This is a genomic window from Catellatospora tritici, assembly GCF_019083965.1.
In the GTDB taxonomy this organism is placed as follows: Bacteria; Actinomycetota; Actinomycetes; order Mycobacteriales; family Micromonosporaceae; genus Catellatospora; species Catellatospora tritici.
In genome coordinates this window covers 23,063-49,552 of sequence record NZ_JAHRCY010000031.1, presented here as the reverse complement: position 1 = coordinate 49,552, position 26,490 = coordinate 23,063, and the positions used below count along the sequence as shown (strand labels likewise).

Here is a 26,490-nt window from a genome sequence, read left to right as displayed (position 1 = left end):
CCGTCCTTCGGTTCACACGGACAGGGCGGCACGGACGGCGGGTTCGGCGCCGCTGCCACCCCCACCCGTTGAGGTCACTCTGCCCGATTCGAGTACGTGGTAGCGGTGCGCCGCGCGCAGCGCGAACCCCAGATGCTGCTCGACCAGCAGCACCGACAACCCGCCCGCCGCCAGCGCCAGGATCGCCTGCTCGATCTCGGCCACCACGTTGGGCTGGATGCCCTCGGTCGGCTCGTCCAGCAGCAGCAGCTTCGGTCGCGTGATCAGCGCTCGCGCGATCGCCAGCTGCTGCCGCTGCCCGCCCGACAGCAGTCCCGCCCGGCGCCGCAGCAGCCCGGTCAGTGCCGGAAACAGGTCCAGCGACTCGGCCAGCGCCTCCTTGCCGCCGCGCCTGCCGTCGGCGACCAACTGCAGGTTCTCCGCCGCCGTCAGGTGCGGGAAGCACTGCTGACCCTGCGGGACGTACGCCATGCCCCGGTCGACCCGCTGGTGCGGGGCGAGCCTGGTGACGTCCTCCCCGGCCAGCAGCACCATGCCCGAACGCGGCTTGATCAGCCCGATCGCGGCCCGCAGCAGCGTGCTCTTGCCCGCCCCGTTGTGGCCGAGCACGGCCGTCACGGTGCTGTCGGCGACGGTCACGTCGACGTCGCGCAGCACGATGCTGCGGCCGTACCCGGCAGTGATCGCTTCGATGCGCAGCATCAGGCCTCCTTCGCCGCGTGTCCGAGATAGACCTCCTGCACGCGCGGGTCCGCCTGCACCTGCGCGACCGTGCCCTCGCTGAGCACCTTCCCGGCGTGCAGCACGGTGACGGTGCGGGCCCAGCGGCGCAGGAAGTCCATGTCGTGTTCGATCACGACCACGGTCCGCTCGCCGCTGACCGCCTCCAGCAGCGCGCCGGTGGCCTCCCGCTCCTCGTGGCTCATGCCCGCGACCGGCTCGTCGAGCAGTAGCAGCTTGGCGTCCTGCACCAGCAGCATCCCGATCTCCAGCCACTGCTTCTGCCCGTGCGCCAGGGTGCCCGCCAGCGCGTCGCGCCGGTCGGCCAATCCGATGGTCTCCAGCGCTTTCGCGACATCATCGGGTATGCCTCGGCGCCGCCGCAGCATCGTCCACGGCCCCCGCCCGGCGCCCGCCGCGATGTCGAGGTTCTGCAGTACGGTCAGCTCCTCGAACACCGCCGCGGTCTGGAACGTGCGCCCGACCCCGAGCCGTACGATGCGGTGCACGTCGCGCCCGAGCAGTTCGTGCTCGCCGAACCGGGCCGACCCGGACGACTTGACCAGCCCGGTCACCGCGTCGACCAGGGTGGTCTTGCCCGCCCCGTTCGGTCCGATCAGGAAGCGCAGGTCGCCCGGCGCCACGTCCAGGTCGACGCCGTCGACGGCGACGAACCCGTCGAACACCACCCGCAGATCGCGGATCCGCAGCCCGCCCCCGGTGCTCATGCCGCCACCTCTCGCTGAAAGTCGCGCTGACTGCGGCTCATGCGGCCACCTCGCTCGGAGTCGGCTGCGGCTGGGCCGCGACCGGTGACGGTGCGGCGGGCGGCTGCTCGCCACGGCGGCGGACCAGTCCCCACAGGGCCGCCAGGCCGCCCGGCAGGAACGCCACGACCAGCACGAACATCAGGCCCTGCGCGTACGTCCAGGTGCCGGGGAACCGCTCTGAAAGCGCGGTCTTCGCCCACGCCACCGCGACCGCGCCGACGACCGGCCCGAGCAGGGTGGCCCGACCGCCGACGGCCACCCCGATGACCAGCTCGATCGAGGGCACGATGCCGATCAGCGCGGGGGAGATGATGCCGACCGCGGGCACGAACAGCGCCCCGGCCAGGCCCGCCATCCCAGCGGCGACGACGTACGCGACGAGCTTGACGTTGGCGGGGTTGTAGCCGAGGAAACGCACCCGCTCCTCGGCGTCGCGCACGGCGACCAGCAGTTCGCCGTAGCGGCTGTGCATCAGTTGCCGGGCCAGCCACAGCAGCGCCAGCAGCACGGCCGCGATGATGAAGTACACGGTGCGCTGGTTGACCGGGTCGTCGAGGGCGTACCCGAAGAAGCCCTTGATGTCGGTGAGGCCGTTGGTGCCGCCGGTGGTGCCCTGCTGACCGATCAGCAGGATGACCATCGCGGCGGCCAGGGCCTGGCTCAGGATGGCGAAGTAGGCGCCGCGCACCCGGCGCCGGAACACCAGCGAGCCGAGGCCGAAGGCGACCAGCATCGGCAGCAGCATCGTGGCGGCCAGCGCGAAGACGGGGTTCTCGAACGGGCGCCACCAGGCGGGCAGTTCGTCGAGCTGGCCGTACAGCTGCATGAAGTCGGGCATGTTGCCTGGACCCGCGTCGGCGAGCTTGAGGTGCATCGCCATCGCGTAGCCGCCCAGGCCGAAGAAGACGCCCTGGCCGAGGGTGAGCAGGCCGCCGCGCCCCCAGGCCAGGCCGACGCCGACGGCGACGATGGCGAAGCACAGGTACTTGGCCAGCAGGCTGAGCCGGAAGTCGGTCAGCACGGCCGGGGCCAGCGCGAACAGCAGCACCGCCCCCGCGGCGAATCCGGCGATCGCGCGGGTCCGGCCGCTCGGCGACCAGCGCGCGCTCTCGAGGGCGCTCATGCCAGGCTCCGGGTCCGCAGCGTGAACATGCCCTGCGGGCGCCACTGCAGGAACGCCACGATCGCCACGAACACGATCACCTTGGCGACCGAGAGGGTGGTCAGGTATTCCACGGTGGACTGCAGCATGCCGAGGACGAAGGCCACGATCACGCTCCCCTTGATCTGCCCGATGCCGCCGACGACGACCACCAGGAACGCGTCGATGATGATGTTGGTGCCCATGGTCGGGCCGATCGGGCCGAGCAGCGTCAGTGCCACCCCGGCCACCCCGGCCAGGCCGGAGCCGATGAAGAAGGTGAGCCGGTCGATACGGCCGTTGGCGATGCCGGAGACGGCGGCCAGGTCGCGGTTCTGCACCACGGCCCGGATGCGACGGCCCAGCGGCGTCCACTTGAGCACGGCGGTGAGCGCGGCGACCGCCAGCACGGCCAGGGTCAGGATGAACAGGCGGCTGTTGGCGATCGACACGTCGCCGTCGGCGGTACGCAGCAGCGTGGTGCTGCCGGTGAGCAGGTCCGGCGCGCGGGTCTGCACGTTGGGCGCGCCGAAGATGTCCCGGGCCAGCTGCTGCAGCATCAGTGACACGCCCCAGGTGACCAGCAGGGTGTCCAGCGGCCGCAGGTAGAGCCGCCGGATCAGCAGCACCTCCAGCAGCACGCCGAGCAGGCCCGCGACCACGAACGCGACCGGGATCGCCACCAGCAGTGACATCCCGGCGTCGGTGAGCACCTGCTGGAGCACGTACGTGGTGTAGGCGCCGGCCATGATGAACTCGCCGTGCGCCATGTTGATGACGTTCATCTGCCCGAACGTCAGGGCCAGGCCGAGCGCGATGAGCAGCAGCACCGCGCCGATGCTGATGCCGGTGAACAGCTGGCCGAGGATCACGGTCATCGGGGTTCGCCCCTCGTCGTGGGTGAGGGCCGGTGGAGCGGCTGGGGCTCCGCTCCACCGGCCGGGGTGGTGAGGGTCAGGACAGGCCGCTGGCCCAGGGGTATCCCTTGAGGTACGGGTCGGGCTTGACCGGCGAGCCGGAGTTCCACACCTCGGTGATCAGGCCGTCGTCGCCGATCTTGCCGATGCGGGCGGTCTTGGAGATGTGCTGCGTGGCGCCGTCGATGGTGACCGTGCCCTCAGGGGCGTCGAAGGTGATGCCGTCGGAGGCGGCCTTGACCTTCTCCACGTCGAAGGACTGGGCCTTCTCGACCATCGCCTTCCACAGGTAGACCGAGACGTATGCGGCCTCCATCGGGTCGGAGGTGGGCTTGTCCGCGCCGTACTTGGCCTTGTACGCCTTGACGAACTTGTCGTTGGCGGCGCCGGTGGTGGTCTGGTAGTAGTTCCACGCCGTGAGCTGGCCCGCGAGGTACTGCGTGCCGATGCTCTTGACCTCCTCCTCGGCGATGGACACCGAGACGACCGGCATGGTCGCGGCGGTCAGGCCCGCGGACTTGTACTCCTTGAAGAAGGCCACGTTGCTGTCGCCGTTGAGGGTGTTGAACACCGCGTCGGCCTTGGCCGACTTGACCTTGTTGACGATGGTGCCGAACTCGGTGGAGCCGAGCGGGGCGTAGTCCTCGCCGAGCACGGTCATGCCGTTGGCCGCCGCGTACGCCTTGATGATCTTGTTGGCGGTACGCGGGAAGACGTAGTCGCTGCCGACCAGGTAGACCGACTTCTTGCCCTGCGCCTTGAGGTAGTCCAGGCCGGGCACGATCTGCTGGTTGGTGGTGGCGCCGGTGTAGAAGATGTACGGCGACTGCTCCAGGCCCTCGTACTGCACCGGGTAGAACAGCAGCGCCTTGTTCTCCTCGAAGACGGGCTTGACCGCCTTGCGGCTGGCCGAGGTCCAGCAGCCGAAGACCGCGGCGACCCGGTCCTCCTTGATGAGCTTCTTGGCCTTCTCGGCGAAGGTCGGCCAGTCGGAGGCGCCGTCCTCGCTGATGGGCTGCAGCTTCTTGCCGAGCACGCCGCCGGCGGCGTTGATCTCCTCGATGGCGAGGTTGATCGAGTCGCGGACGGTTACCTCGCTGATGGCCATGGTGCCCGACAGCGAGTTGAGCAGGCCGACCTTGACGGTGTCGCCCGAGGTGTCGGCGGTGACGCCGCTGGTGGTGCCGGTCTCGCCGGTCTTGCTGCCGCAGGCGCTGAACGCCAGCGCGGCGGCCAGGATGGCACTGCACGCCGCCAGGCGGCGGCCATGGAACCTGAACATCTTCGGAAATCTCCCAGCGTCAGCGGAACACGAGTCGTTGAGGCAAGGACGAAACCGCGGTGGGGGAGACGTCGTCGGCTTGGGCCGTTCCCGCGGTGGTAGAGGCGTTGCGGTGCGACGGCAGCGCGCAGCGGCGGCCCCAGCCGGTTGTGTCGGCTGCCGGGCGGCCACTTGAATGCCGGGCACGCATAGCGTCCGCGAGTGTCGTTACACGACTGTTTCGGCATTCTTAATACGCTGTGTACTGACCAATGTGCATGGTCATTGAGCTGCAAAAACAGCAATAGCCAGCGCTCAATCGCGGTCCGGATGATGGATGCGAGAACGCTGGCGAAATAGCGGGGCCCGGCCCCTATCGGGCCGAATCCTTCACGCATGAAGTATCTTGCCGCGGGTCCGCGCTGTCAAGACGTTGCCTTACTGTACGCCGCACAGTACTGTGTGGCACATGGCTTTGGGTGACGTGTACGAGAAGCTCGAACTGGAGCTGCGCCGCGGGGTGGTGGTGCTCGCCGTCCTGTCCCAGCTCGACGACTTCCGTTACGGCTACGAGCTGCGTCAGTCCCTGGCCGTGGCCGGCATGCAGATCGAGGAGGGCACCCTCTACCCCCTGCTGCGCCGTCTGGAGACCCAGGGCCTGCTGACCAGCCAGTGGCGCACCAGCGAGGGCCCGCCCCGCCGCTACTACGCGCTCAGCCCCGAAGGCCGCAAGCTCTACCAGCGCCTGACCGAGACCTATCGCACCCTCAACGACACCATGGCCGATCTGCTGAAGGGCTCGAAGACCGATGAACGCTGACGAACTGATCGACAGCTACGTGTCCGACGTCGTCGTGCAGCTGCCGCGCCGCCAGCGCGACGACGTCGCCGCCGAACTGCGCACCCTGCTGCGCGACGAGTTGGCCGAGCGCGCCGCCGGACCCGGCGCCGACCGCGACGGGCTGGCCCGCGAGCTGCTCAACGCGTTCGGCCACCCCAACGAGGTCGCGCTGCGCTACCGGCCCGCGCGACCGCTCATCGATCCGGTCGACACCCGGCGGGTGGTGAAGACCTCCGTCATCGGCGTCGCCGTCATCTGGGTGGCGGGCCTGATCGAAGTGCTGTGGCCGCCGGTGCCCTACGACGACGCGCTGCTCGCGATCCGCGACTGGTGGCTGGGCGCGGGGCTGGCGGCGCTGTGGTGGCCCGGCGCGGTCGGCGTCGCCTTCGCGGGCACCGCCTGGGCGCGCCGCCACTGGGCCCGGCGGCTCACCTGGCAGCCCCGACCGCCGTCGAGTGACCGGGTCAACCGCGCCGCGAACCTCACCGGGGGGTTCTTCGCACTGGTCGGCACCGCGCTGCTGATCTGGTTCCCGCGCGTGCTTGACCAACTGTCCGGCGGCCGCGCGGCGCAGTCCGCCCTCGACGCTTTCGTCTACGACGCCGACTTCCTGCGCGTGCGCGGCCCGATCCTGCTCGCGCTCATGCTGGCCCAGATCGCGCTGCTGGTCGTTCTGGCGGTGCGTGGGCGCTGGGAGTCGGTGACCCGGCGGATCTCATTGGGGCTGACGGCACTGTCCGCTGTGGTCATGGCGTGGTGTGTGCTCGCCGGGCCGATCTTCGTGGCCCGGCCGACCGACGAGTTCATGAAGCTCGCGCTGGTGGTGTCGGCCCTGTGGTCGCTGATCGAGGTGTTCCGGCAGCTCCGCCGGCTGCGTAGGCCCCGCGGATCCGTCTCCGCCGTCGCGGGCTGAACGTCGTGCCGTCAGTTCGGCGCGGCGCCATCCTTGAGGCTGCGCAGTTGGGCGGTCCTGCGCTCCGCGTCCTGCCGTGAGTACGTGCCAAGCGGCCTGATGGGAAGAGCCGTCGCCGGGTCACCCACGAGCAGGACCGGACCGTAGATCGGCAGTCCGGCGCGCGCGTCCATCTGTGCGCACTCGATCGACAGGACGTCCTGCCATGGAGTGATGTCGTCGCGGCTGTCGAGGTTGCGCACGCACACTCCCTTGGCGTCGATCACCACCCCGAGCCATAGCGACCTCCAGATCCCGAGCAGGCCGCCGACCGTGCAGACGCACCCCAGGGCCAGGCCGAACCAGTTGCGCTCGGCCACCACGTGCAGGTTGGTGAAGTAGCCGATGCCCAGTACACCGAACACCCCGAAAACGATCACCAGGCAAGTGATCTGAATGCGCGGCTTGATCACGATGCGGTCCATGGCCGCCGATCGTATGGCACCAGCCGATGAGCCGCAGTCCCGTTGCCACCGGCACCGGCTCGCTGATCGACGCAGCTCTTCGGCGCGGCTGATGGTGAGCGCCTGGCCGAGTGGTTACTCTCCGTGTGCGCGGCTGTCGAGCGGCGTTACCTCTGAGTGGTCCGGAGGACCGAGATGTCGCGATGGCCTTGTGTGACGGCGGCTGCCGCCCTGGCATCCCTGCTGGTGGTCCCGGTCGGCCGGGGTGCGGACCCGGCCGTGGCAGCCGAGCCGCCGCAGCGCGCCGCCGCGGGCAACGCCGTGATCGACTGGAACCTCGTCACCGAACAGACGATCCTCGCCTCCGGGCCGTTCGTGCCGCACGTGGCGCTGATCAACCGGGCGATGGTGCACGGGGCGGTCTACGACGCCGTCAACGGCATCACCCGCACCCATCAGCCGTACCTGCTGCAGGTCGACTCCAGTTCGGGCGACTCGATCGCCGCGGCGGCGGCGACGGCAGCGTACCGGATGTTGGCGCACCTGTTCCCGGGGCAGGTGGGCGTCCTGCAGCCCAAGTACGACGCGGCGCTGGCCGCGATCCCGGACGGGCCCGCCGAGCTGGGCGGGATCGCCGACGGGGAGCAGGCCGCCGCGGCGATGATCGCGGCTCGTACCGGGGACGGACGCGGCGCGCCGACGCAGGTCGTGATCGGCACCGCGCCGGGTCAGTGGCGGCCGACGCCGCCCAGCTTCCTGCTGGATCCCGCACCCTGGGCCGCGAAGGTCAAGCCGTTCCTGGTGCCCGACGTGACGGCGCTGCGCTCCGCCGGGCCGAACCCGCTCACCAGCGACGACTACACGGAGGACTTCGACGAGGTCAAGTCGGTCGGCTCGCGGACCAGCACGACTCGCACCGCCGACCAGACCGACGCCGCGAAGTGGTGGGCCGCGGTGCCGCAGGAGGCGATGCTGCGCTCACTGGCCACCGGTCACGGCCTGTCCGCCGACGACAGCGCGCGCCTGTTCGCCAAGGTCGCGCTGGCCACCGCCGACGCGGTGATCGCCTGCCACAGCGACAAGGCGCACTGGACGTCCTGGCGGCCGATCACCGCCGTCCGCGAGGCCGACACCGACGGCAACCCCGACACGGCCGCCGATCCGAACTGGACCCCGCTGCTGGACACCCCGCCGTGGTACGAGCACTCGTCGGGTCACTCCTGCAACATCTCGGCCTGGACGCACTCGCTGCACGACTTCTTCGGCACCGACAAGGTGGCGTTCTCCGGGCAGAGCCCGGTGACCGGGACGACCCGCAGCTTCAGCACCTTCACGCAGGCCCGCAAGGAGCTCGTCGGGGCCCGCGTCTGGGGTGGCATCCATTTCCGCACCGCCGACGTCGCGGGCGCCAACATCGGAGCCAAGGTCGCCAAGTACGCCAGGCACCACTGGTTCCAGCCCGTGGACTGACGACGGAGCTGGTCAGCGGGCCGCCAGCGGGCGGGTGGCGGGGGCGAAGCGGAACTGCATCGCCTCCATCAGCCCGCGGCGGCGGGTGTTGTGGAAGGCGGCGACCCGCCAGCCGTCGGGTTGCCGTACCAGGACGAAGGTCTGGATCTTCGTGGGTTTCGACGGCGGGCGCCCCTTGTAGGTGTCGCCGCGGCCGACGACGACCGCGGTGTCCGGCCCGAGGAACCGCAGGCTGGTGATCTCGCCGGTGAGCCGGGTGCCCTTGGTGAACGCGCGGAACAGCGCCCGGTGGCTCTCGGTGATGTCGGCGCGGCCGTGGTACTCGGTGCCGACGAAGGTGACGTACGAGGCGTCCTCGGTGAACGCGCGACCGAACGCGTCGGCGTCGGCGGCGTCCCAGGCTCGACTGATCATGTCGAGGACGCCGGTGATGGCGGCTCGGTCGGTGGTGCGATCGGTGCTGGTCACGTTCTCTCCCGGGCACACTAGTATGGCTACGTCAATGCAGATGTTGCACGAATGCAATATCTGCGCGTATGCAGATACTAGCGGATCGGAGTCCGCGTCGCCATGTCCCGGTTGCCCGCGCACGCCCACGAGACCTTCCGCCGCTACCTCGACGCCATGACCGCGCACGCCCAGGCCGCCGCCGACGCCGCCGACCTGCACCCCACCGACTGGGCCGCGCTCAGCGTGCTCAACCTCGCGGGCAGCCTCACCTCCGGCGAGCTGGCCGAACGCACCGGCCTGACGACGGGGGCCACCACTCGACTCATCGACCGGCTGGAGCGCGCCGGACACGTACGCCGCGTCGCCGATCCCGCCGACCGACGCCGGGTCGTCGTCGAACCGCTGCCCAAACTGGACGCGGGCACCATCGTCGGACCGGCCCGCCAACACCTTGGCGAGATCTTCGCCGGCTATGGGCCCGACCAGCTCGAAGTGCTGTTCGACTACTTCGGCCGCGCCGCCGACGCGCTCATGACCGCCACCCGCGAAGTGCGTGCCGAGACCGCGCGGCGCCGCCAGGGCTGAGTCGTCGAGCAACGAGCCCCATTGCGAATCTTCGATGTGATCATGGATGCTTACCGCATCACGACGCGTCGTCCAGCGCCGGACGATCGGCACGTCACCGCGCACAGGGATGGTGAAGGCGCGATGTCCCCACTACCGACGGGCGACGAGAGCCTGGGCAAAGAATTTCAGCTACGGGTCCAACTGGCCCCGGTCGGCAACCTGCGCGGCGGGTACGCCGACCCGTACGGGCATCCACCGCGTGCTCCGCTCGGCGACGCCGACATCCTGGAGACCCTCGCGGCCGCGCACCGGTACGGGGTGGAGCGCGTCCACTATCGCGGCGGCGAGCCGACCCTGCGCCCGGGGCTGCTCCGCTACCTGGCCCACGCTCGCGAGCTCGGCTACGTCGAGCAGGCCCTGACCACCAACGGACTACGCCTGCCGGTGCTGCTGCCACGCCTGGTCGACGCGGGACTGACGCGGGTCGACATCGACCTGGACTCGCTGCAGCGTGAGCGCACCATCGACCTGACCGGCCAGGACGTTCTCGACACGGTCCTGCGCGCGGTGCGGGACTCGGTCGAGGCGTTCGGCGCCGTCGAGGTCAACACGCTGCTGCTGCGGGAGAACCTGGACGAGATCGCCGACGTGGTCGCCTGGGCGGCGGGCTTCGGCGGCAGGCTGACGCCACGGTTCGTCGAGCTGTCGACCGACCTGCCCGGGTTCGACGCCGAGGCGGCGCGGACGCGGGCCGTGTCGGCCGAGCAGGCGCTGGCGGTGCTGGCGGCCGAGTTCGGGCAGCCCCTGCCCGAGGCCGGGGCCGACGTCATCGGCGACCGCGAGTGCACCTACTACCGGCTGCCGGGCAGTCCCGTCCGGTTCGGGCTCGTCGCCGCACCGGCCCGTCCCCACCCGTGCCGCGACCACCACGGACTGCGGCTGGGACCGTACGGCGAACTCGGGACGTGCCGGGGTGCGGCCGTGGTCGACGTCAGGGGCGTCAGCCTGGCCCGCAAGTGCGACGCCGTACGCGCCGCGCTGACCGGCGGTGACCCGACCGCGGTGACGTCAGCGGGTGCGCCGCTTGGCCGGGGGCTGCTGCTTCGGTCCGTTCCGGCGGGCGGTCGACTGCCCTGACTTGGGCGTACGGCGGCCTGCGCCGTCCTCGGCCTGCACCCTCGCGCGGGGCTCGGCGGGCGGCGTCTGCGCGCGGCCGCGGGTGCTGTTGGCGGTCCGGCCGCGCACGATGCCGATCATCTCCTCGACCAGCGCGTTGTCGGCGTCACGCCGCCAGGCGAGCCCGACCGACGAGGTCGGGGCGTCGGTGACGACCCGGTAGGTCAGGTCGCGGCGATGGTAGGCGCGGGCCAGTGACTGCGGGACGACCAGGACGCCCACGCTCGCGGCCACCAGTTCCACGGCCTCGGCCGTGGTGTCGGGCCGCTCGGTGGTGACCGTCACGGCCGACGGATCCGTCCAGGTCAGGACGTCGTCCAGGGGCTGGGTCAGGGTCTCGTCGGCGAGGTCGGCCAACGTGACCTCTTCGGCCGCGGCGAGCAGGTGCTCGATCGGGAACACCACGACCGTGGTCTCGGTGTACAGCGGGATCGCGTGGAAGGCGTCCTGGTCGACAGGCAGCCGGACGAGCCCGGCGTCGGCCTGGGTGAGCCGCGCGGCCGCCTCGGCCGCCTCGACGGGCACCTGTTCCAGTTCGACGTCGGGCAGGCGCTCGGACCACATGCGTGCCCACTTGTCCACGGTGACGCCGGGTACCACGAGCAGGCGGAACGTCGGGCGATCCTCGGTGTCGGACACGGTTGCCTCCGGCGGGGTCGACCGGCCAGGTACCGGCGAACGGGTGCTGCGGTGAGCACACGCAACCTGCTCAGGGTACCCGGGGCGCCGGTGCGCGGCCGGTGGCGGCGGGCACCCCGGTGCAGGGCGACCGGTTCGGGCGGTGGCCGGGCCGGTACCCTGACACAATGAGCAAGCCCAAGAAGTCCCAGGTGATGAAGCCCGCAACGGCGGCGCTGAAGCTCGATGTCTACCTGCCGGCCACACCACGGGAGTTCCAGGAGGGCTTGATCTCGCGCGAGGACCTCGACGAGCTCCAGCGCAACCCCCCGCAGTGGCTCGCCGACCTGCGCCGGGACGGTCCGCACCCGCGCAACGTCGTGGCCGCGCGCCTGCGGGTGTCCAACAGCGGGCTGGCCCGCGCCGGAATCACCGAGGCGCTGACCACCGAGCAGATCACCGCGCTGGCCGCCGACCCGCCGGAGTGGCTGGTACGTGAGCGGGAGAAGCACGCCGAGACGCTGCGCGAGCAGCGGCGGCTGCAGGAGCGGAAGGCGGAGGCCGACAAGGCGCCCGAACCCGCCAAGCCCGCCGCGCGCAAGAGCGCCGCGACGCCCAAGGCCACCAAATCGATCTTCAACGTACGGGTGTCCAGCGGGCCCCGCCGTACCGGCTCGGGATCGTCGCGAAAGCCGTCTTCGAGGGGCTGACCAGGGCACGGTTTCGGGGAAATCGCGGTGATCCGGATCAGGATTCGCGGGTCTTCCCCGAGACCGCCGTCTTGCGGTGGTGCGAAGGCGGCTGGTGCCAGCGGCTCAGGGTGCGGGCCAGCGCCCGGTCGGCGCCCGGCACCAGCCGGAACGTCGCGGCGCGCTGGTAGGGGACCGACTCCATCAGGCGCTCGCCGTGCAGCAGGTAGAGGGTGCTGCGTACGCCGTCGACGGTGACGCCGGGCAGGGCCGTGGTCAGTTCCCGCACCGTCCACGCCCGCTCCGGGTCGGCCAGCAGGGTCCGGTAGATGCGTTCGCGTACCCGGCTGTGCAGGCGGAGTAGGGGAGTGGCTATCGAGATCACCGGACAACGATAGCCATCGAAGTCTTAAATATTCATTCAGGTGACTTTAAATATCGTTTTGATCTGGGCCGCCGTCACGGGATCAGCACGGCCGCCCCGTTGACGCGGTCGGCGGCCAGGTCCGTCAGCGCCGCCTCGGCCGCGGCCAGCGGATACGGCGTGGTCGTGACCGCCAGGTGGTGCAGATCGGCCAGGTCCAGGAACTCGCGGCCGTCCGCGCGGGTGTTGGCGGTGACGCTGCGCAGGATCCGCTCCTGGAACAGGTCGGCCTGGTAGTTCAGCGGCGGGATGTCGCTGAGGTGGATGCCCGCCACGGCCAGGGTGCCGCCGCGATCCAGCGCCCGCAGCGCGGTCGGCACCAGGGTGCCCACCGGCGCGAACAGGATCGCCGAGTCCAGCGCGACCGGCGGTGGTTCGTCGGCGCCGCCCGCCCAGACCGCGCCCAGGTCCAGGCCGAGCCGCTGGGCGGCGGGGGAGCGGGTCATCACGTACACCTGTGCGCCCTGCGCGGCGGCCAGCTGAGCGGTCAGGTGTGCCGAGGCGCCGAAGCCGTAGATGCCCAGTCGGCCGGACGGCGGCAGCGAGGCCAGTTTGAGCGCGCGGTAGCCGATGATCCCGGCGCACAGCAGCGGCGCGACCTGCTCGTCGGGGTAGCTGTCGGGCAGGCGGTAGGCGTAGGCGGCCGGGGCGACGGCGTACTCGCCGTAGCCGCCGTCGGCGTCCCAGCCGGTGTAGCGCGAGTCCGGGCACAGGTTCTCCCGGCCGCGGCGGCAGTAGCCACAGGTGCCGTCGGTGTGGCGCAGCCAGGCGATGCCGACGCGCTCGCCGGGCGAGAACCCGCCCGCGCCGGTGACGACCTCGCCGACGATCTCGTGACCGGGGACGACGTCCGGGCGGTGCACCTGCAGGTCGCCCTCGGCGACGTGCAGGTCGGTGCGGCAGACCCCGCAGGCACGGACGCGGACCAGCAGTTCGTCGGGGCCCGGCTCGGGCACGGGCAGGTCCACCTGCCGCAGCGGCCGGGTGGACATCGGGCCGGGGCGGGTCACCTGCCAGGCGCGCATCGTGGGCACACCGCCATCATCGCCGCCCACGGCCCGGCCTGGGCGGGGCTCCCGAAATCCGCCCCTGTTCGGACCATCGACGTTGACGAGCGCCGAACTGCGGTGGAGCATCATCCCGCACGCGAGGCAGGAGCCGGTGTGGATCGGTTGGACCGTGTCCTGACGCCGATGTTCGACGGGTACGACCGCCGGCGCGACAAGGCCCAGGACTGGATCGACGACACCGCGGGTAGACCGTTGCGCGCGTGGATCGCGCCCATCCTGGTGGCGTTCACCCTCACGGCCGCGTTCGTCGGACTGCTCCGGCTGCTGCTCGCCGCGGCCGACGGGTTCGGCCCGGTCGGGCGATGGGTGGTCGCCGCCTTCATCGGCACCGTGGCCTTGATCATGCTGGCTGTGGTCACCCGCAACGTGATCGTCTCGCTGGCCGACCCGAGTCAGCGGCGTCTGCTCCTGATCGCGCTCATCACCTCGGGCGCGGGCATTCCTGTCGAGCATCCAAGCCGTCGTCGCGCTCACGATCGCCCTGTCACCCGACCCGCCGCCACTGTGGACCATCGAGCGGTTCTACCTGTGGCGGCTCATCGCCTCCGTACCCCTGCTCGACATCCCGGCCCGCCTGGACTGGACCGAGCCCCCGGTCCTGCCCGGCCTCGCCGGGCACCTGCTCGAGCCGAGTCAGCGGGAGTAGCAGCTGATGCCGTACTAGGGTGTGCCCATCGCGAGCCCTGCTGAGAGCACTCGACTTGGAGAAGTCATGGCAACCTTCGCCCGGTCCGACGACGAGCACGGCGTGGAGTTCGTCGATGCGGACCTGCGTGGTGCCCGGTTCATCCGGGCCGACCTGTCCGGCGCGGTGATGCGCGCCGTCCATGTGTCGGATGCGGACATCGACGCACCGTGGCTCGCCGAAGGCGGGAGCTCTCTGCACGTCAACGGGGTTGATGTGGTCCCGCTCGTCGAGGCCGAACTCGACCGCCGCTTTCCCGGCCGGGCCGACCGTCGCGCCGGGGATCCGGACGGCCTGCGCGCGGCCTGGGCCGCGCTCGAGCGCACCTGGGCGGCCACGCTCGAACGCGTCGCGGCGATGCCGCCGGGCACGGTCGACGTGTCGGTGGGCGGCGAGTGGTCGTTCGCGCAGACGCTGCGGCACCTGGTCATGGCTACGGACACGTGGCTGCGCGGAGCGATCCTGGGGATCGAAAAGCCGTTCCACCCCATCGGTCAACCGAACGCCGAGTACGAGACCGACGGCCTCGACATGTCGGTCTTCGCGCCGGTCGCTCCCTCGTACGCCGAGGTGCTCGAGATCCGGGCGGGCCACGTCGCGATGGTGCGCGACTTCCTCGCCACCGTCACAGCGGACGTGCTGGCCGAGGCACGGAAGAACCCGTGGGCTCCCGAATATCGGGAGACGACACTCTCCTGCCTGCACGTGATCCTCCACGAGGAGTGGGAGCACCACCGCTTCGCCGCACGCGACCTCGACGCGATCGAGGCGACGTACGACGCGTGAGTCGTCGGCCGGGGATACAGTGCTGCATGGCGATCGGTAGCGCCCAGCGCCGCGACGAGCGTAAGCCCCGGATCGAGAAACAGTTCGCGGCGCGTGACGTGGAGGCAGCGCTCGATCTGCTGCACCTGACGGACCTGGCGTGGCACGACTGCTACGGCCCCCGCGAACTGGAAGTCCCTTCGCCCGTCCTGGACGACATCTTGCTGCTCGCACGGGGCGATCTTGCAAGCCTGGTCAGGCTCTCGCTCGGGGCCGTTCTCGACTTCCGTGATCTCCGCATGGCCGCTGACGCGAAGCGTGGGAAAGACTCGTAGACCGGTTGACGATCGTCGCCACCGGCTCCTGGCCGCCGGGCGGGGGAGTGGCAGCTGGCGAGATCTCGCCACGGCGCGACTACCCCGCGCGACGGGCCAGCGCCTGCGGCGGTGGTTGCGGCACTGCTGTTGACCTTGGCGGTGGGTTGTGGAGTGGAGGTCGACGCCATGCCGCTGAAGACCGGCGACCGGCTGTCGGCTGAGGCCGACGTGATGGTCCGCAAGCTGATGGAGGTCGACTTCCGTGAGAAGACGTCGCCCATGCGGTTGCCGGTGGTGTGCAGCGTCCGATCTTTGGGAGCGGAACCGGTCGGTGCCACGAGGTCGGTCAACTCACCGCGGTGTACGCGAAGACCGTCTGCGTCGAGGTCGGCCCCGACGGGGAGGTGCTCAGCACGTCGCTTGTGCCCGTGAAGATAGTACTGGGGGCCGCAGCGAGCATCCGCATGCCACGCGAGGGCGACGACTATTCGGCTGACCTCGACGACATCTTTCCTGATCTGGGTGTCGACGTCGCTGTAGCCTGGCCGGAGGCCGAGGAGATGGAGGCCGAAGCCCGCGCGACACGGACCTGACCAGCAGCCGTGGCCGATGTCTGGGCTTCTCCGACTGCCGAGCCCATCGCCGTCACCAATGGAGCTGAACTCCCGCCGCCACGCGCGCTCAGGCGATCACGGTGCCAGGGTGCGGACACACCGTCGAACACGTCCATAAGTTCATGATCGACGCGGTAGGGGTGGGTCAGGCGGCGGGTGGGAGGGCTAGGGACTGGTCGACCCAGCGCAGGAGGGCGTCCGGTGGGACGGCGCCGACCTGGCGGGCCCGGACCGCGCCCTTGTCGAGCAGCAGCAGCAGCGGGATCGACTGGGCCTGGTAGCGGACCGCGACGTTCTGTGCGATGTCCACGTTGACCTTCACGACTTTCAGCTTGCCCGCGAACACCTCGGCGGCCTTGGCCACGCCCGGTGCCACCACCCGGCACGGGCCGCACCACGGCGCCCACAGGTCGGCCAGCACCGGCAGGGCCGACTGCTCGACCACCTCGGCGAAGTCCGCGTCGGTCGCGTCGGCCTGCCAAGGCAGCAACTCCTTGCACTTGCCGCACCGGGGCAGCCCCGTGGCGGCGGCGGGCACGCGGTTGCGCGTGCCGCAGTGCGGGCAGGTGGTGATGCCCTCGGCGTGGTCGGCCATCATGCTCCCGTTCCGGCGTGCGCCATCCGGTCGGCGGCGGTGGCTTCGAAGGATACCGCCAGCTCACCATTCTGCGCATCGACCCGGATCACGGCGTCTTCGCGCAGGTCACCGGCGATGATGGCGCGCCCGATGCGGGTCTCGACCTCGTGGGAGATGTAGCGGCGCAGCGGTCGGGCGCCGTAGACCGGGTCGTAGCCGCGCTCGGCGATCAGCTTGCGCGCCGGTTCGGTGACCTCCAGCTCGATGCGCCGCTCGGCCAGGCGGGCGCGCAGGTCGGCGAACTGCAGGTCCACGATCAGCTCGATCTGGTCCAGCGACAGGCGGTGGAACAGCACGATGTCGTCGATCCGGTTCAGGAACTCCGGCCGGAAGTGCGCCCGCAGCGCGGCCTGGACCTGGTCGCGGGCGGACTGGCTGATCTCGTTGCCGGTCCCTTCCAGCAGGTGCTCGGCGCCGATGTTCGAGGTCATGATGATGACGGTGTTGCGGAAGTCGACGGTGCGGCCCTGCGAGTCGGTGATGCGGCCGTCGTCGAGCACCTGCAGCAGCGTGTTGAACACGTCCGGGTGCGCCTTCTCGATCTCGTCGAACAGCACCACCGAGTACGGCTTGCGCCGCACCGCCTCGGTCAACTGCCCGCCCTCCTCGTACCCGACATAGCCGGGTGGCGCCCCGACCAGGCGGCTGACGGTGTGCCGCTCCTGGTACTCGCTCATGTCCAGGCGCACGATCGCGTCCTCCGAGTCGAACAGCGCCGCCGCCAGGGCCTTGGCCAGCTCGGTCTTGCCGACACCGGTCGGCCCCAGGAAGATGAACGACCCGATCGGGCGGCGCGGGTCCTTGATGCCGGAGCGGGCCCGGATGATCGCGTCGGCGACGACCTGCACCGCCTCGTCCTGGCCGACGACGCGTTCGTGCAGGATCTCGTCCAGGCGCAGCAGCTTCTGCCGCTCGCCCTCCTGTAGGCGGGCGACGGGGATGCCGGTCCACGCCGACACGATGTCGGCGATCTCGTCGTCGGTGACCACCTCGCGCAGCAGGCCGCGCCCGCCCTGCCGGTCGGCGAGCTTGTCCTGCTCGTTCTGCAGCCGCCGCTCCAGCTCGGCGATCTGGCCGTAGCGCAGCTCGGCGGCGCGGTTGAGGTCGTACGCCCGCTCGGCGTCCTCGGCCTGGCGCCGGGCCTGCTCCAGCTCTCCGCGCAGGTCCTGGACCCGGCGGATGGCCTGCCGCTCGCTCTCCCATTGGGCGCGCTTGGCGTCGGCCTCGGCGCGCAGGTCGGCAAGTTCCCGGCGGAGCTGGTCCAGCCGGGCGAGGCTGGCCGGATCGTCCTCCTTGGCCAGTGCCGCCTCCTCGATCTCCAGCCGCATCACCCGCCGGGTGACCTCGTCCAGCTCGGCGGGCATCGAGTCGATCTCGGTACGCAGCCGCGCGCACGCCTCGTCCACCAGGTCGATCGCCTTGTCCGGCAGGAACCGGTCGGTGATGTACCGGTGGCTCAACGTCGCGGCCGCGACCAGGGCGGAGTCCTGGATCCGCACGCCGTGGAACACCTCCAGGCGTTCGCGGATGCCGCGCAGGATCGAGATGGTGTCCTCCACCGTCGGCTCGTCGACCAGCACCTGCTGGAAGCGCCGGGCCAGCGCCGCGTCCTTCTCGATGTGCTTGCGGAACTCGTCCACCGTGGTCGCACCGATCATGTGCAGCTCGCCGCGGGCCAGCATGGGCTTGAGCATGTTGCCCGCGTCCATGGCGCCCTCGGAGCCGCCGCCCGCGCCCACGACGGTGTGCAGCTCGTCGACGAACAGCAGGATGCGCCCCTCGGCCGCCCGGACCTCGTTGAGCACGGCCTTGAGCCGCTCCTCGAACTCGCCCCGGTACTTGGCTCCGGCCACCAGTGAGCCCATGTCCAGGGCGAACACGGTCTTGTCGCGCAGCCCCTCGGGCACGTCGCCGCGCACGATCCGTTGGGCCAGGCCCTCCACGATCGCGGTCTTGCCGACGCCGGGGTCGCCGATCAGCACCGGGTTGTTCTTGGTCTTGCGGGACAGGATCTGGATCACGCGCCGGATCTCGCCGTCGCGGCCGATCACCGGGTCGAGCTTGTTGTTGCGAGCGTCGGCGACCAGGTCGCGGCCGTACTTCTCCAGCGCCTCGTAGGTCACCTCGGGCATGGCGGAGGTGACGCGCTGGTTGCCGCGCACCTGGGTCAGCGCGTTGAGGAACGCCTCGCGGGTGACGCCGTTCTCCTTCAGTCGCCGCCCGGCGGCCGTGGCCGAACCCTCGTCGGCCAGGGCCAGCAGCAGGTGCTCGACGGAGACGTACTCGTCCTTGAGCCGCTTGGCCTCGCGTTCGGCGGTGTCGAGCAGGCGGGACAGGCGCTGGGTGACGTACACCTGGCCGGGCTGTGCCCCCGGCCCGCTGACCCTGGGCCGCTTGGCCAGGTCCTGCTCGACCTCGGCGCGCAGCACCGACGGGTTCGCGCCCAGCTGCTCGATCAGCCGGGGGACGATGCCGTCGGGCTGGTCCAGCAGAGCGAGCAGCAGGTGCTCGCCGTCGACCTCGGTCTGACCCAGCCGCAGTGCGATCGTCTGTGCGTCATGCAGCGCTTCCTGGGACTTCTGCGTCAGCCGGTTCAGGTCCACCGTGCTCACTCCTTCGTAGCGCCGCCTGCAGGTCTTCGATGCGGTCGAGCAGGTCGACGACCAGCCCGATCGCGGTGTAGTTCAGGCACAGGTCCGCGCGCAGCCGCTGCACCCGCGCGACCTGGTGCAGCGCGGCCGGGCGGAACCACAGCCGCCCGTAGGTGTCGCGGTCGGCGTCGACCAGGCCCAGGGCCACGAACCGCTGCACCAGCACCGGGTGCAGCCCGGCCTGACGGGCGAAGCGGTCCAGGTCGAGCCGCACCGGCACGGCGATCGCGTATGTCCTCATCGTCCGGCCCTCTCCCGCTCACGCCTCGGGTCGAACGTCGACACCCGGGCCAGCTCCTCGTACAGCTCCTTCTCGCGGTCGCTCAGGTGGTCGGGCACCATGACGCGGACCTCGGCGTATAGGTCGCCCGGCTCGCCGCGCCGCGACGGCATGCCCTGCCCACGCAGCCGCAGCCGACGTCCGCTGCTCGTCCCGGCCGGGACCTGCACCGACGCCTCGCCGCCAGGGGTGGCCACCGGCACGGTCGCGCCCAGCACGGCCTCGGCCGGGGTCACCGGCAGCCGCACGTGGATGTCGCGGCCCTCGACCCGGAAGCGCGGATCGGGGCGCAGCCGCACCACCAGGTACAGGTCGCCGTGCTTGGCGCTGCCCCGGGCCCGGCCGCCCTGCCCGGCCAGCCGGATGCGCTGGCCGTCGGTCACCCCGGCCGGGATGGTCACGTCGTAGCCGCGCGGACCCTCCGGACCGGACAGGGTGATGGACCGCTTGCCGCCCCGGTACGCCTCCTCGACGCTGAGTTCCAGCTCGGCCTCCTGGTCGGCACCCGGGATCGGGCCCGTCGGCCCGCGCGCCCGGCCCGCGCCGCGCCCGGCGAACAGCCCACCGAGCAGGTCGTCGAGGTCGACGTCGCCGCCGTCGTACGACCAGCTGAACGGCTCGCCCTGCCCGCCCGCGCCCGGGAAACCCCCGCCGGGGAAGCCGCCGCGACCGGCGCCGGGGCGGAACCCGCCCGCGCCCGCCATGTCCTCGTACCCTTCGGGGATCTTGCGGAAGTCCGCGCCGAAACGGTCGTAGCGGGCGCGCTGCTGCGGGTCGTGCAGCACGTGGTACGCCTCGTTGATCTCCTTGAAACGCTCCTCGGCCTCGGGCGACTTGTTCACGTCCGGATGGAACTTGCGGGCCAGGGTGCGAAAGGCCCGCTGGATGTCGTCGGCCGAGGCGTCACGGGCGACGCCGAGCACCTCGTAGAAGTCGCGGGCCATCAGTCGTTGCCCGCGACCACGACCGACGCCGGGCGCAGCGTCCGGTCGGCCTCCCCGTAGCCGGGCCGCACCACCGCCAGCACGGTGCCCGGCGCGGCGTCCCCGGCGGGCAGCACGCTGACCGCCTCATGCCACATCGGATCGAACGGCACCCCGGTCTCCTCCCGGCGCGGGAACCCGAGCGTGGCGAGCGTGGCCACGGCCTGGTCGCGTACCGCGCGCACGCCGTCGGCCAGGGCGGCCGGGTCGGCGTCGGCGTGCTGCAGGGCAAGGTCCAGGTTGTCGATGACCGGCAGGAACACCGCGGCGGTACGGGCCCGCTCGGACTCGCGCTCGGTGGCCAGCTGCCGCTCGTACCGCTTGCGCAGGTTCTCCTGGTCGGCCAGGGCCCGGCGCAGCCGGTTCTCCAGCTCGGCCACCCTGCCGGTCTCGGCCGTCGGTGCCTGCGGGGCGCTCGGCTCGGCAGTCTCCTCCACCTCGACGTCGGCCTGGTGCGCGGGGTGAGCGTGCGGCTCGGTCATGGTCAGCTCGGCGAGAACTCGGCGTCGATGACGTCGTCGTCGCCCTGTCCGGTGCGCGCCCCGGCAGCCCCGGCCCCCGCACCCGCGCTCGGGCCGGACGGTCCGCCGGGCTGCTCGCCGCCGGTCGGCGGTCCGGACGGCCGGGCCATCAGGCCCTGCGCGACCTGCTGCAGGTCGCCGATGAGCGAACGCAGCCGGTCCAGCGGCGCGTTCTCCTTGATCGCCTGCCGGGCGTCGCCGACCAGCAGCTCCGCCCGCGCCTTCTCGTGCTCCGGTGCCGCCTCGCCCAGCTCCTGCAACCGGTGCTCCACCTGGTAGGTCAGCGACTCCAGCTCGTTGCGGGTGTCGATGGCCTGCCGCGCGCGGGCGTCCTCCTCGCGGTGGGTGTCGGCGTCGGCCACCATCCGGTCCACCTCGGAGCGGTCCAGGTTGCCGCTGTCGGAGATGGTGATGGTCTGCTCGGCGCTGGTCTCCTTGTCCTTGGCGGAGACGTTGAGGATGCCGTTGGCGTCGACGTCGAAGGTGACGTCGATCTGCGGCACGCCGCGCGGCGCGGGCCGGATGTTCTCCAGCCGGAAGCGGCCCAGCACCCGGTTGTCGGCGGCCAGCTCCCGTTCGCCCTGCAGCACCGCGATGTCGACGGCGGGCTGGTTGTCCTCGGCGGTGGTGAACGTCTCGGCGCGGCGGGCCGGGATGGTGGTGTTGCGCTCGATCACCTTGGTCATCCGGCCACCCAGGGTCTCCAGGCCCAGCGACAGCGGCGTGACGTCCAGCAGCAGCACGTCCGGGCCCTCACCGGTGAGCACCCCGGCCTGGATCGCGGCGCCCATCGCCACGACCTCGTCGGGGTTGACGCTCATGTTCGGGTCCTTGCCGCCGGTCAGGCGCCGCACCAGGGCCTGCACCGCCGGGATGCGGGTGGAGCCACCGACCAGGATCACCTCGTCGAGGTCGTTGGCGGTGGTCTTCGCGTCGCTCATCGCCTGCTCGACCGGGCCGAGGCAGCGCTGGACCAGGTCCTTGGTCAGGTCCTCGAACTTCGACCGGGTCAGCGTCATGGTCAGGTGCTTGGGCCCGGCCGCGTCGGCGGTGATGAACGGCAGGCTGACCTGGGTCTGGGTGACCGAGCTCAGCTCGACCTTCGCCTTCTCGGCGGCCTCGAACAGCCGCTGCAGCGCCTGCGGGTCGGCGCGCAGGTCGATGCGCTGCTCGTTGCGGAACTCGTCGGCCAGGTAGTCGACCAGGCGTTTGTCGAAGTCGTCGCCCCCCAGGTGCGAGTCGCCGGCGGTGGCGCGTACCTCGACCACGCCGTCGCCGACGTCGAGGATGCTCACGTCGAAGGTGCCGCCGCCCAGGTCGAAGACGAGGACGGTCTCGTGGCCCTTCTTGTCCAGGCCGTACGCCAGCGCGGCCGCCGTGGGCTCGTTGATGATGCGCAGCACCTCCAGCCCGGCGATGCGCCCGGCGTCCTTGGTCGCCTGCCGCTGCGCGTCGTTGAAGTACGCCGGTACGGTGATCACCGCCTGGGTGACCTTCTCGCCCAGGAACTTGCCCGCGTCCTCGACCAGCTTGCGCAGCACCAGCGCGCTGATCTCCTCGGGGGAGTAGAGCTTGCCCTTGACGTCGAAGCGCACCAGGTCGTCCGGCCCGGCGACCACGTCGAACGCGACGGCTTTGGCCTCGGAGCTGATCTCGTCGAAGTGACGGCCGATGAACCGCTTCGCGGAATAGATCGTGCCCTTGGGGTTCAGGATCGCCTGCCGCCGAGCGAGCTGCCCGACCAGGCGCTCCCCGGCGTCGGTGAACCCCACCACCGACGGGGTGGTGCGGGCGCCCTCGGCGTTGGGGATGACGCTCGCCTGACCGCCTTCGAACACCGCGATCACCGAGTTGGTGGTGCCGAGGTCGATACCGACTGCCTTTGCCATGATCTGCTCCCGCCCCGCCCGGCGGCGGGCGCGCAGGCTCGCACCACCGGGCATGCTACAGATGTCCGTTATTTCGTCGCATAACGCACTTACCGGAACTGTATCGCCGCCCGTCGGCGCCCGTGGCCGCTTCCACCAGTCCCCGCGGCCCACGCCCGGGGCGTGGTGTCGGGAAACAGGCAGCTCAGGGCGGTAAACCGATTCCATGGTCGAAGCGTCGAAGCGGCGTGACCCCGCGCCCCGCCGCCGACCCACCCACACCCGCCGCGGGCGGCCCTGTGCGCCCTGGCCCAGCGCGCCACCTCACCCTGGTCGGCGCCGACTCGGGCGAGCCCGCCGAGTGGGACGCCGACGCGGCGGTCACCCACCTGTTCCGGGCCCACTACCGCATCCTGGTGCGGCTGGGCGCGATGCTCTGCGGGGACCCGGCGCGCGCCGAGGAACTGGCCCAGGACGCGTACGTCCAGTTGCACGCCCGCTGGGGCCGCCTGCGCGATACCGACAAGGCCCTGGCCTACCTGCGCCAGAGCGTGGTCAACCGGTCCCGCTCCACGCTGCGCCGCAGGCTGGTCGCCGACCGCTACCTGGCCGCCCAACCGCCCCCGCCGACCATCGCCTCCGCCGAGCACCTCGCCCTGGACTCCCTCGCCCAGGCACGCATGCTGGCAGACCTGCGCACCCTGCCCGCCCGTCAGCGCGAGGCCCTGGTGCTGCGCTACTACCTGGACCTGTCCGAGGCCGACGTCGCCGACGCCATGGGCGTCAGCCGCGGCGCGGTCAAGAGCCACACCTCACGGGGCCTGGCCGCGCTGCGCCAGTCCGAGCAGTGGGCCTCCCGGGAGGAGTCATGACCACGCACCTCGGCCGAGCCAACGGCGACGAGGCGACCGAGCAGTTGCTGCGCCAGACCCTGGAGGCGTACGCGGCGACCGTGGGAGCCGACGCCGGAGCGCTGTCGGCCATCAGGACCCGGGTGCGGGAACGCACCTGGTGGCACCGTCTCCGAGGAGGAAACATGCCGCTCGCGTTCACCACCGGCACCGCGTCCGCGGTCGCCGCCACCGTGGCCGCCGTCGTCTTCAGCGTCGGCAGCTGCGCCCCGCCGGGCACACCCGACCCCGGCAGCTCGTCCGCCGCACCCGGCAGCAGCACCCCCGGCAGCCCGGCGCCCGACCCGGCCGCCTCGCCGACGCAGGGTGGCCCGCCGGGCGGCTCGCCGAACGCCGTCACCGCCAACGTGCCGATCTACTACCAGGGCGACCTCAAGGGCGTGCCCAAGCTCTACCGCGAATACCACAAGCTCCGAGTTGCCGGCGGCAGCAAGGCCGCCAGGACCGTGGCCGCGGTCACCGCGATGCTCGACGGGCGTACGGCCTACGACCCCGACTACATCAGCAGCTGGCCCGCAAGCGCCAAACTGCGCAGCGCCACGGTCGAAGGGGCCACGGTGACGGTGGACCTGAGCGGCGCCGCAATCAACGGCTACGACCCGCCGTCGAACAAGGCCGCGCTGCAGCAGCTCATCTGGACCGCCACCGCCGCCAGCGACACCGACGCGATGGTGCTGCTGCTGGACGGCAAGCAGGTCGACAAGCTGTGGAACCAGTTCCCGGTGCGTGGACGGCTGCGCCGCGGCCCGGCCGTCGACGTGCTCGCCCCGGTCTGGGTCATCGACCCGCAGCAGAACGCGGTCGTCGCGAAGGGGCCCGTCGAGATCAAGGTGGCCGGGATCGTGTTCGAGGCGACCATGCACGTCCGCGTACGCGACGCCGCCGGAAAGGTCGTGTTCGACAAGTCCGTGAACCTGGACGCGGGGCCGCCCAGCCAGGGTGCCGCGACCGTGCGCACGCCCGTGCTACCGGCCGGGAGGTACTCGGTGGAGGGGTTCTTCTACTCGCCCGCCGACAGTTCGATCCAGGCGATGGACGAGCACGTCTTCACCGTCGGCTGACGGCGCCGCGGCCGACCGGGTCACCACCCGGTCGGCCGCGGTCCGGTCAGCGCTGCATCAGCGCGAACACACCCCAGCCCACCAGGGCCCTTTCGTAGCGGACGTAGTCCAGCGGGGCCCGGTCGAGCTCCGCCCGGAACTCGGCCGCCAACTCGTCGTCGGGGTTGGCGTCCAGGAACCGGCGTACGTTGAGCCACTGCGCGGCCCGGTACCGGTCCCAGCTGTCCTCACTGGCCAACACCATCTCGACCAGGTCGAAGCCCAACTCGCCGAACCGGGCCACCAGGCGCGGCAGGGTGTCGTACTCCTCGGTCGTTCGCACGCGGCACGCTTTCGCCGTCTCCAGATCGGGCGTCTCGCCGCGCCAGAACGGCTCGCCGATCAGCATCAGGCCGCCCGGCTTCAGGCTCTGCCGCAGCAGCGCCACGGTGCCGGTGACACCGCCGCCGATCCAGGTCGCGCCGATGCACGCGACCACGTCCACGGGCTCGGCGGACACGTACGTGCTCGCGTCGCCGTGCACGAACGACACCCGGTCCGCGACGCCGAACTCGGCGACGCGCTCGCGGGCCACGGCCAGCGAGACGGTGCTGATGTCCACGCCGACCCCGCCGATGCCGTGGTCGCGGGCCCAGGTGGCCAGCGCCTCGCCCTTGCCGCAGCACAGGTCGAGCATGGACTGGCCGGCCTTCAGGCCGATGACCTCGCCCAGCAGGGCGAGCTTGGCGGAGTCGATCGGGTTGAGGACCCGGTGGCTGTCTTCCCGGATGGAGTAACTACGAGGCAGATCCAATGTCGTGCTTCCTCACGTGTGTTTGTCGGGTCGTCGAAAAGGGGAGCTGACGAGCCACAACGACACGCATCAAAACACCTGCTTCCATACCGGAGAAAATGATCGCCGCACAGTAACCACCGCCTTCGGCCGCCGCAACCGGATTACCGGCGCCCGCGCACCGCCCAGGCTTTGGCGGTCAGGCGGATCGTCCCGTCCGGGGCCACCGGCAGCCGCGAGGCGAGCAGGTCACGCAGCCGAGACCGGTGCTCGTCGGCCAGCGACCGGACGTATCCCGGCGCCGGACCCTGCCCGCCGAGGAACGGGTTCCAGTAGTCCGCGAAGTCCACGAACGGAGTCGGCACCACCAGCTCCTCGAGCCGCACTTCGGTGAACCCGGCATCGGTCCAGAGCGTCCGCAGCGGGTCGGGCGCGCAGATCGACGCGCGGCGGCCCTCGTCGAGTTCGGCCGCGGCCGTGTCCAGCAGTGCCGCGGCGTCCCAGAAGTGCCGCATGAGGCCCATGCCCGCGGCGTAGTCCCAGACGTACGCGGCGGCCACGCCGCCGGGCCGGGTCACCCTCGCGAACTCCGCCACCGCCACGGCCGGCTCCGGCACGAAGTTGAGCACCAGCGCGCTGACCACGGCCTCGACGGCGCCGTCGGGCAGTGGCAGGGCCCGCGCGTCGCCGACCCGGAACGCGGCACGCGGGTCGGTGATCCGTGCGGTCGCGTCGGCGACGAACGAGGCGGAGGGGTCGACGCCGGTGACCGCCGCCGGTTCGGACAGGGCGAGCACCGCCTCGGACAGCGCGCCGGTGCCGCAGCCGACGTCCAGCCAGCGCTGGTGCGCGGGCAGGTCCAGCCAGGCCAGGAACCGGGGTGCGACCAGGCGGCTCCAGCGTCCGACGTACGCCTCATAGGCCGCCGGATCGGCGAAGGTCGGTGGTGTCATGC

General features: G+C 71.2%; 30 protein-coding genes. 12 read left to right on the top strand and 18 right to left on the bottom strand.

Translation table 11 applies throughout. The features are described from left to right. Positions 1-12 precede the first annotated feature (12 nt). From urtE to urtA, 5 genes are all read right to left on the bottom strand, one after another. A complete protein-coding gene (urtE, locus tag KUA19_RS38365) occupies positions 13-702 on the bottom strand; it encodes an urea ABC transporter ATP-binding subunit UrtE (protein ID WP_217404250.1) in 690 nt (229 codons plus the stop codon). Further along, entirely contained in the window at positions 702-1,448 is a 747-nt protein-coding gene (urtD, locus tag KUA19_RS38360) for an urea ABC transporter ATP-binding protein UrtD (RefSeq protein WP_217404248.1), read from the bottom strand. The genes urtE and urtD overlap by 1 nt, the downstream gene beginning before the upstream one ends. Before the next feature lie 37 nt (positions 1,449-1,485). Then, positions 1,486-2,613 carry an urea ABC transporter permease subunit UrtC gene (gene urtC, locus KUA19_RS38355; protein WP_217404246.1) on the bottom strand — a complete coding sequence of 376 codons (1,128 nt, stop codon included), beginning with the start codon at positions 2,611-2,613 and terminating at the stop codon, positions 1,486-1,488. Next, on the bottom strand, positions 2,610-3,509 hold the full coding sequence (gene urtB, locus KUA19_RS38350; protein ID WP_217404244.1) for an urea ABC transporter permease subunit UrtB: 900 nt from the start codon (positions 3,507-3,509) through the stop codon (positions 2,610-2,612). Before urtB ends, urtC begins: the two co-directional genes overlap by 4 nt. A 76-nt stretch (positions 3,510-3,585) precedes the next feature. After that, positions 3,586-4,830 carry an urea ABC transporter substrate-binding protein gene (gene urtA, locus KUA19_RS38345; protein WP_217404242.1) on the bottom strand — a complete coding sequence of 415 codons (1,245 nt, stop codon included), beginning with the start codon at positions 4,828-4,830 and terminating at the stop codon, positions 3,586-3,588. Between the two features lie 448 nt (positions 4,831-5,278). On the opposite strand from urtA, the gene KUA19_RS38340 reads away from it, so the two are divergent. Then, positions 5,279-5,629, top strand: a complete 351-nt coding sequence (locus tag KUA19_RS38340) for a PadR family transcriptional regulator (RefSeq protein ID WP_217404240.1) — start codon at positions 5,279-5,281, stop codon at positions 5,627-5,629. After that, a complete protein-coding gene (locus KUA19_RS38335; protein WP_217404238.1) occupies positions 5,619-6,563 on the top strand; it encodes an HAAS signaling domain-containing protein in 945 nt (314 codons plus the stop codon). The genes KUA19_RS38340 and KUA19_RS38335 overlap by 11 nt, the downstream gene beginning before the upstream one ends. Positions 6,564-6,574: 11 nt before the next feature. Here the strand turns inward: KUA19_RS38335 and KUA19_RS38330 are convergent, their stop codons facing one another. Next, the gene (locus KUA19_RS38330) at positions 6,575-7,027 is read right to left on the bottom strand and encodes a hypothetical protein (protein ID WP_217404236.1); all 453 of its coding nucleotides are present in this window, start codon (positions 7,025-7,027) and stop codon (positions 6,575-6,577) included. A 192-nt stretch (positions 7,028-7,219) separates the two neighbouring features. On the opposite strand from KUA19_RS38330, the gene KUA19_RS44825 reads away from it, so the two are divergent. Beyond that, positions 7,220-8,476 carry a vanadium-dependent haloperoxidase gene (locus tag KUA19_RS44825; RefSeq protein ID WP_217404234.1) on the top strand — a complete coding sequence of 419 codons (1,257 nt, stop codon included), beginning with the start codon at positions 7,220-7,222 and terminating at the stop codon, positions 8,474-8,476. 12 nt (positions 8,477-8,488) lie between these two features. Here KUA19_RS44825 and KUA19_RS38320 read toward each other — a convergent pair whose 3' ends face one another. Continuing rightward, positions 8,489-8,944 carry an SgcJ/EcaC family oxidoreductase gene (locus tag KUA19_RS38320; RefSeq protein WP_217404231.1) on the bottom strand — a complete coding sequence of 152 codons (456 nt, stop codon included), beginning with the start codon at positions 8,942-8,944 and terminating at the stop codon, positions 8,489-8,491. 102 nt (positions 8,945-9,046) lie between these two features. Here KUA19_RS38320 and KUA19_RS38315 point away from each other — a divergent pair, with 102 nt between their 5' ends. Both KUA19_RS38315 and KUA19_RS38310 read left to right on the top strand, forming a co-directional pair. Further along, on the top strand, positions 9,047-9,511 hold the full coding sequence (locus tag KUA19_RS38315; protein ID WP_254550782.1) for a MarR family winged helix-turn-helix transcriptional regulator: 465 nt from the start codon (positions 9,047-9,049) through the stop codon (positions 9,509-9,511). A gap of 123 nt (positions 9,512-9,634) precedes the next feature. Then, the gene (locus tag KUA19_RS38310) at positions 9,635-10,630 is read left to right on the top strand and encodes a radical SAM protein (RefSeq protein WP_217404229.1); all 996 of its coding nucleotides are present in this window, start codon (positions 9,635-9,637) and stop codon (positions 10,628-10,630) included. Here the strand turns inward: KUA19_RS38310 and KUA19_RS38305 are convergent. Next, the gene (locus tag KUA19_RS38305; protein WP_308167885.1) at positions 10,562-11,308 is read right to left on the bottom strand and encodes a LysR family substrate-binding domain-containing protein; all 747 of its coding nucleotides are present in this window, start codon (positions 11,306-11,308) and stop codon (positions 10,562-10,564) included. The two genes, KUA19_RS38310 and KUA19_RS38305, sit on opposite strands and share 69 nt — an antisense overlap. Positions 11,309-11,475: 167 nt before the next feature. On the opposite strand from KUA19_RS38305, the gene KUA19_RS38300 reads away from it, so the two are divergent. Then, complete coding sequence (locus KUA19_RS38300) at positions 11,476-11,997, top strand: DUF5997 family protein (protein ID WP_254550781.1); 522 nt, start codon at positions 11,476-11,478, stop codon at positions 11,995-11,997. A gap of 37 nt (positions 11,998-12,034) precedes the next feature. Here the strand turns inward: KUA19_RS38300 and KUA19_RS38295 are convergent, their stop codons facing one another. Together KUA19_RS38295 and KUA19_RS38290 are read right to left on the bottom strand one after the other, a co-directional pair. Continuing rightward, positions 12,035-12,361, bottom strand: a complete 327-nt coding sequence (locus KUA19_RS38295; RefSeq protein WP_217404228.1) for a hypothetical protein — start codon at positions 12,359-12,361, stop codon at positions 12,035-12,037. A gap of 74 nt (positions 12,362-12,435) precedes the next feature. Next, entirely contained in the window at positions 12,436-13,425 is a 990-nt protein-coding gene (locus KUA19_RS38290; protein WP_254550789.1) for a zinc-dependent alcohol dehydrogenase family protein, read from the bottom strand. 138 nt (positions 13,426-13,563) lie between these two features. Here KUA19_RS38290 and KUA19_RS38285 point away from each other — a divergent pair, with 138 nt between their 5' ends. The 4 genes from KUA19_RS38285 (at position 13,564) to KUA19_RS38270 (ending at position 15,830) form a co-directional block, all read left to right on the top strand. Further along, a complete protein-coding gene (locus KUA19_RS38285; protein ID WP_217404224.1) occupies positions 13,564-14,160 on the top strand; it encodes a hypothetical protein in 597 nt (198 codons plus the stop codon). Positions 14,161-14,218: 58 nt separating this feature from the next. Continuing rightward, positions 14,219-14,941 carry a DinB family protein gene (locus KUA19_RS44315; RefSeq protein WP_217404222.1) on the top strand — a complete coding sequence of 241 codons (723 nt, stop codon included), beginning with the start codon at positions 14,219-14,221 and terminating at the stop codon, positions 14,939-14,941. Positions 14,942-14,967: 26 nt separating this feature from the next. After that, a complete protein-coding gene (locus KUA19_RS38275) occupies positions 14,968-15,255 on the top strand; it encodes a hypothetical protein (protein ID WP_217404220.1) in 288 nt (95 codons plus the stop codon). 341 nt (positions 15,256-15,596) lie between these two features. Beyond that, positions 15,597-15,830 carry a hypothetical protein gene (locus KUA19_RS38270; RefSeq protein ID WP_217404218.1) on the top strand — a complete coding sequence of 78 codons (234 nt, stop codon included), beginning with the start codon at positions 15,597-15,599 and terminating at the stop codon, positions 15,828-15,830. A gap of 166 nt (positions 15,831-15,996) precedes the next feature. On the opposite strand, the gene trxA is transcribed toward KUA19_RS38270, so the two are convergent. The 6 genes from trxA to dnaK are packed head-to-tail and all read right to left on the bottom strand — an operon-like array spanning position 15,997 to position 22,812. Then, positions 15,997-16,449 carry a thioredoxin gene (gene trxA / locus KUA19_RS38265; RefSeq protein WP_254550780.1) on the bottom strand — a complete coding sequence of 151 codons (453 nt, stop codon included), beginning with the start codon at positions 16,447-16,449 and terminating at the stop codon, positions 15,997-15,999. Beyond that, on the bottom strand, positions 16,446-19,091 hold the full coding sequence (clpB, locus tag KUA19_RS38260; protein ID WP_217404216.1) for an ATP-dependent chaperone ClpB: 2,646 nt from the start codon (positions 19,089-19,091) through the stop codon (positions 16,446-16,448). Before clpB ends, trxA begins: the two co-directional genes overlap by 4 nt. Next, the gene (locus KUA19_RS38255; RefSeq protein WP_254550779.1) at positions 19,045-19,380 is read right to left on the bottom strand and encodes a chaperone modulator CbpM; all 336 of its coding nucleotides are present in this window, start codon (positions 19,378-19,380) and stop codon (positions 19,045-19,047) included. Before KUA19_RS38255 ends, clpB begins: the two co-directional genes overlap by 47 nt. Next, a complete protein-coding gene (locus KUA19_RS38250) occupies positions 19,377-20,363 on the bottom strand; it encodes a DnaJ C-terminal domain-containing protein (protein ID WP_217404214.1) in 987 nt (328 codons plus the stop codon). Before KUA19_RS38250 ends, KUA19_RS38255 begins: the two co-directional genes overlap by 4 nt. Then, the gene (locus KUA19_RS38245; RefSeq protein WP_217404212.1) at positions 20,363-20,884 is read right to left on the bottom strand and encodes a nucleotide exchange factor GrpE; all 522 of its coding nucleotides are present in this window, start codon (positions 20,882-20,884) and stop codon (positions 20,363-20,365) included. Before KUA19_RS38245 ends, KUA19_RS38250 begins: the two co-directional genes overlap by 1 nt. Positions 20,885-20,886: 2 nt before the next feature. Beyond that, entirely contained in the window at positions 20,887-22,812 is a 1,926-nt protein-coding gene (gene dnaK, locus KUA19_RS38240; RefSeq protein ID WP_217404210.1) for a molecular chaperone DnaK, read from the bottom strand. Between the two features lie 278 nt (positions 22,813-23,090). On the opposite strand from dnaK, the gene KUA19_RS38235 reads away from it, so the two are divergent. Both KUA19_RS38235 and KUA19_RS38230 read left to right on the top strand, forming a co-directional pair. After that, the gene (locus KUA19_RS38235) at positions 23,091-23,663 is read left to right on the top strand and encodes a SigE family RNA polymerase sigma factor (protein WP_217404208.1); all 573 of its coding nucleotides are present in this window, start codon (positions 23,091-23,093) and stop codon (positions 23,661-23,663) included. Continuing rightward, positions 23,660-24,763, top strand: coding sequence for a GerMN domain-containing protein (locus KUA19_RS38230; protein WP_217404206.1), 1,104 nt, complete (start codon positions 23,660-23,662; stop codon positions 24,761-24,763). The genes KUA19_RS38235 and KUA19_RS38230 overlap by 4 nt, the downstream gene beginning before the upstream one ends. A 46-nt stretch (positions 24,764-24,809) precedes the next feature. Here the strand turns inward: KUA19_RS38230 and KUA19_RS38225 are convergent, their stop codons facing one another. Together KUA19_RS38225 and KUA19_RS38220 are read right to left on the bottom strand one after the other, a co-directional pair. Continuing rightward, entirely contained in the window at positions 24,810-25,556 is a 747-nt protein-coding gene (locus KUA19_RS38225) for an SAM-dependent methyltransferase (protein ID WP_217404204.1), read from the bottom strand. A 143-nt stretch (positions 25,557-25,699) separates the two neighbouring features. Continuing rightward, positions 25,700-26,488: a class I SAM-dependent methyltransferase gene (locus KUA19_RS38220; RefSeq protein ID WP_217404202.1), complete on the bottom strand. Its 789-nt coding sequence runs from the start codon at positions 26,486-26,488 to the stop codon at positions 25,700-25,702. Between the last annotated feature and the right edge of the window lie 2 nt (positions 26,489-26,490).

What these genes read in the sequence shown, in the direction of transcription:
- urtE (WP_217404250.1), bottom strand. Translation starts at nt 702, where the DNA reads ATGCTGCGCATCGAAGCGATCACTGCCGGGTACGGCCGCAGCATCGTG.
- urtD (WP_217404248.1), bottom strand. Translation starts at nt 1,448, where the DNA reads ATGAGCACCGGGGGCGGGCTGCGGATCCGCGATCTGCGGGTGGTGTTC.
- urtC (WP_217404246.1), bottom strand. Translation starts at nt 2,613, where the DNA reads ATGAGCGCCCTCGAGAGCGCGCGCTGGTCGCCGAGCGGCCGGACCCGC.
- urtB (WP_217404244.1), bottom strand. Translation starts at nt 3,509, where the DNA reads ATGACCGTGATCCTCGGCCAGCTGTTCACCGGCATCAGCATCGGCGCG.
- urtA (WP_217404242.1), bottom strand. Translation starts at nt 4,830, where the DNA reads ATGTTCAGGTTCCATGGCCGCCGCCTGGCGGCGTGCAGTGCCATCCTG.
- KUA19_RS38340 (WP_217404240.1), top strand. Translation starts at nt 5,279, where the DNA reads ATGGCTTTGGGTGACGTGTACGAGAAGCTCGAACTGGAGCTGCGCCGC.
- KUA19_RS38335 (WP_217404238.1), top strand. Translation starts at nt 5,619, where the DNA reads ATGAACGCTGACGAACTGATCGACAGCTACGTGTCCGACGTCGTCGTG.
- KUA19_RS38330 (WP_217404236.1), bottom strand. Translation starts at nt 7,027, where the DNA reads ATGGACCGCATCGTGATCAAGCCGCGCATTCAGATCACTTGCCTGGTG.
- KUA19_RS38315 (WP_254550782.1), top strand. Translation starts at nt 9,047, where the DNA reads ATGTCCCGGTTGCCCGCGCACGCCCACGAGACCTTCCGCCGCTACCTC.
- KUA19_RS38310 (WP_217404229.1), top strand. Translation starts at nt 9,635, where the DNA reads ATGTCCCCACTACCGACGGGCGACGAGAGCCTGGGCAAAGAATTTCAG.
- KUA19_RS38300 (WP_254550781.1), top strand. Translation starts at nt 11,476, where the DNA reads ATGAGCAAGCCCAAGAAGTCCCAGGTGATGAAGCCCGCAACGGCGGCG.
- KUA19_RS38290 (WP_254550789.1), bottom strand. Translation starts at nt 13,425, where the DNA reads ATGCGCGCCTGGCAGGTGACCCGCCCCGGCCCGATGTCCACCCGGCCG.
- KUA19_RS38275 (WP_217404220.1), top strand. Translation starts at nt 14,968, where the DNA reads ATGGCGATCGGTAGCGCCCAGCGCCGCGACGAGCGTAAGCCCCGGATC.
- trxA (WP_254550780.1), bottom strand. Translation starts at nt 16,449, where the DNA reads ATGATGGCCGACCACGCCGAGGGCATCACCACCTGCCCGCACTGCGGC.
- KUA19_RS38255 (WP_254550779.1), bottom strand. Translation starts at nt 19,380, where the DNA reads ATGAGGACATACGCGATCGCCGTGCCGGTGCGGCTCGACCTGGACCGC.
- KUA19_RS38250 (WP_217404214.1), bottom strand. Translation starts at nt 20,363, where the DNA reads ATGGCCCGCGACTTCTACGAGGTGCTCGGCGTCGCCCGTGACGCCTCG.
- KUA19_RS38245 (WP_217404212.1), bottom strand. Translation starts at nt 20,884, where the DNA reads ATGACCGAGCCGCACGCTCACCCCGCGCACCAGGCCGACGTCGAGGTG.
- dnaK (WP_217404210.1), bottom strand. Translation starts at nt 22,812, where the DNA reads ATGGCAAAGGCAGTCGGTATCGACCTCGGCACCACCAACTCGGTGATC.
- KUA19_RS38230 (WP_217404206.1), top strand. Translation starts at nt 23,660, where the DNA reads ATGACCACGCACCTCGGCCGAGCCAACGGCGACGAGGCGACCGAGCAG.
- KUA19_RS38220 (WP_217404202.1), bottom strand. Translation starts at nt 26,488, where the DNA reads ATGACACCACCGACCTTCGCCGATCCGGCGGCCTATGAGGCGTACGTC.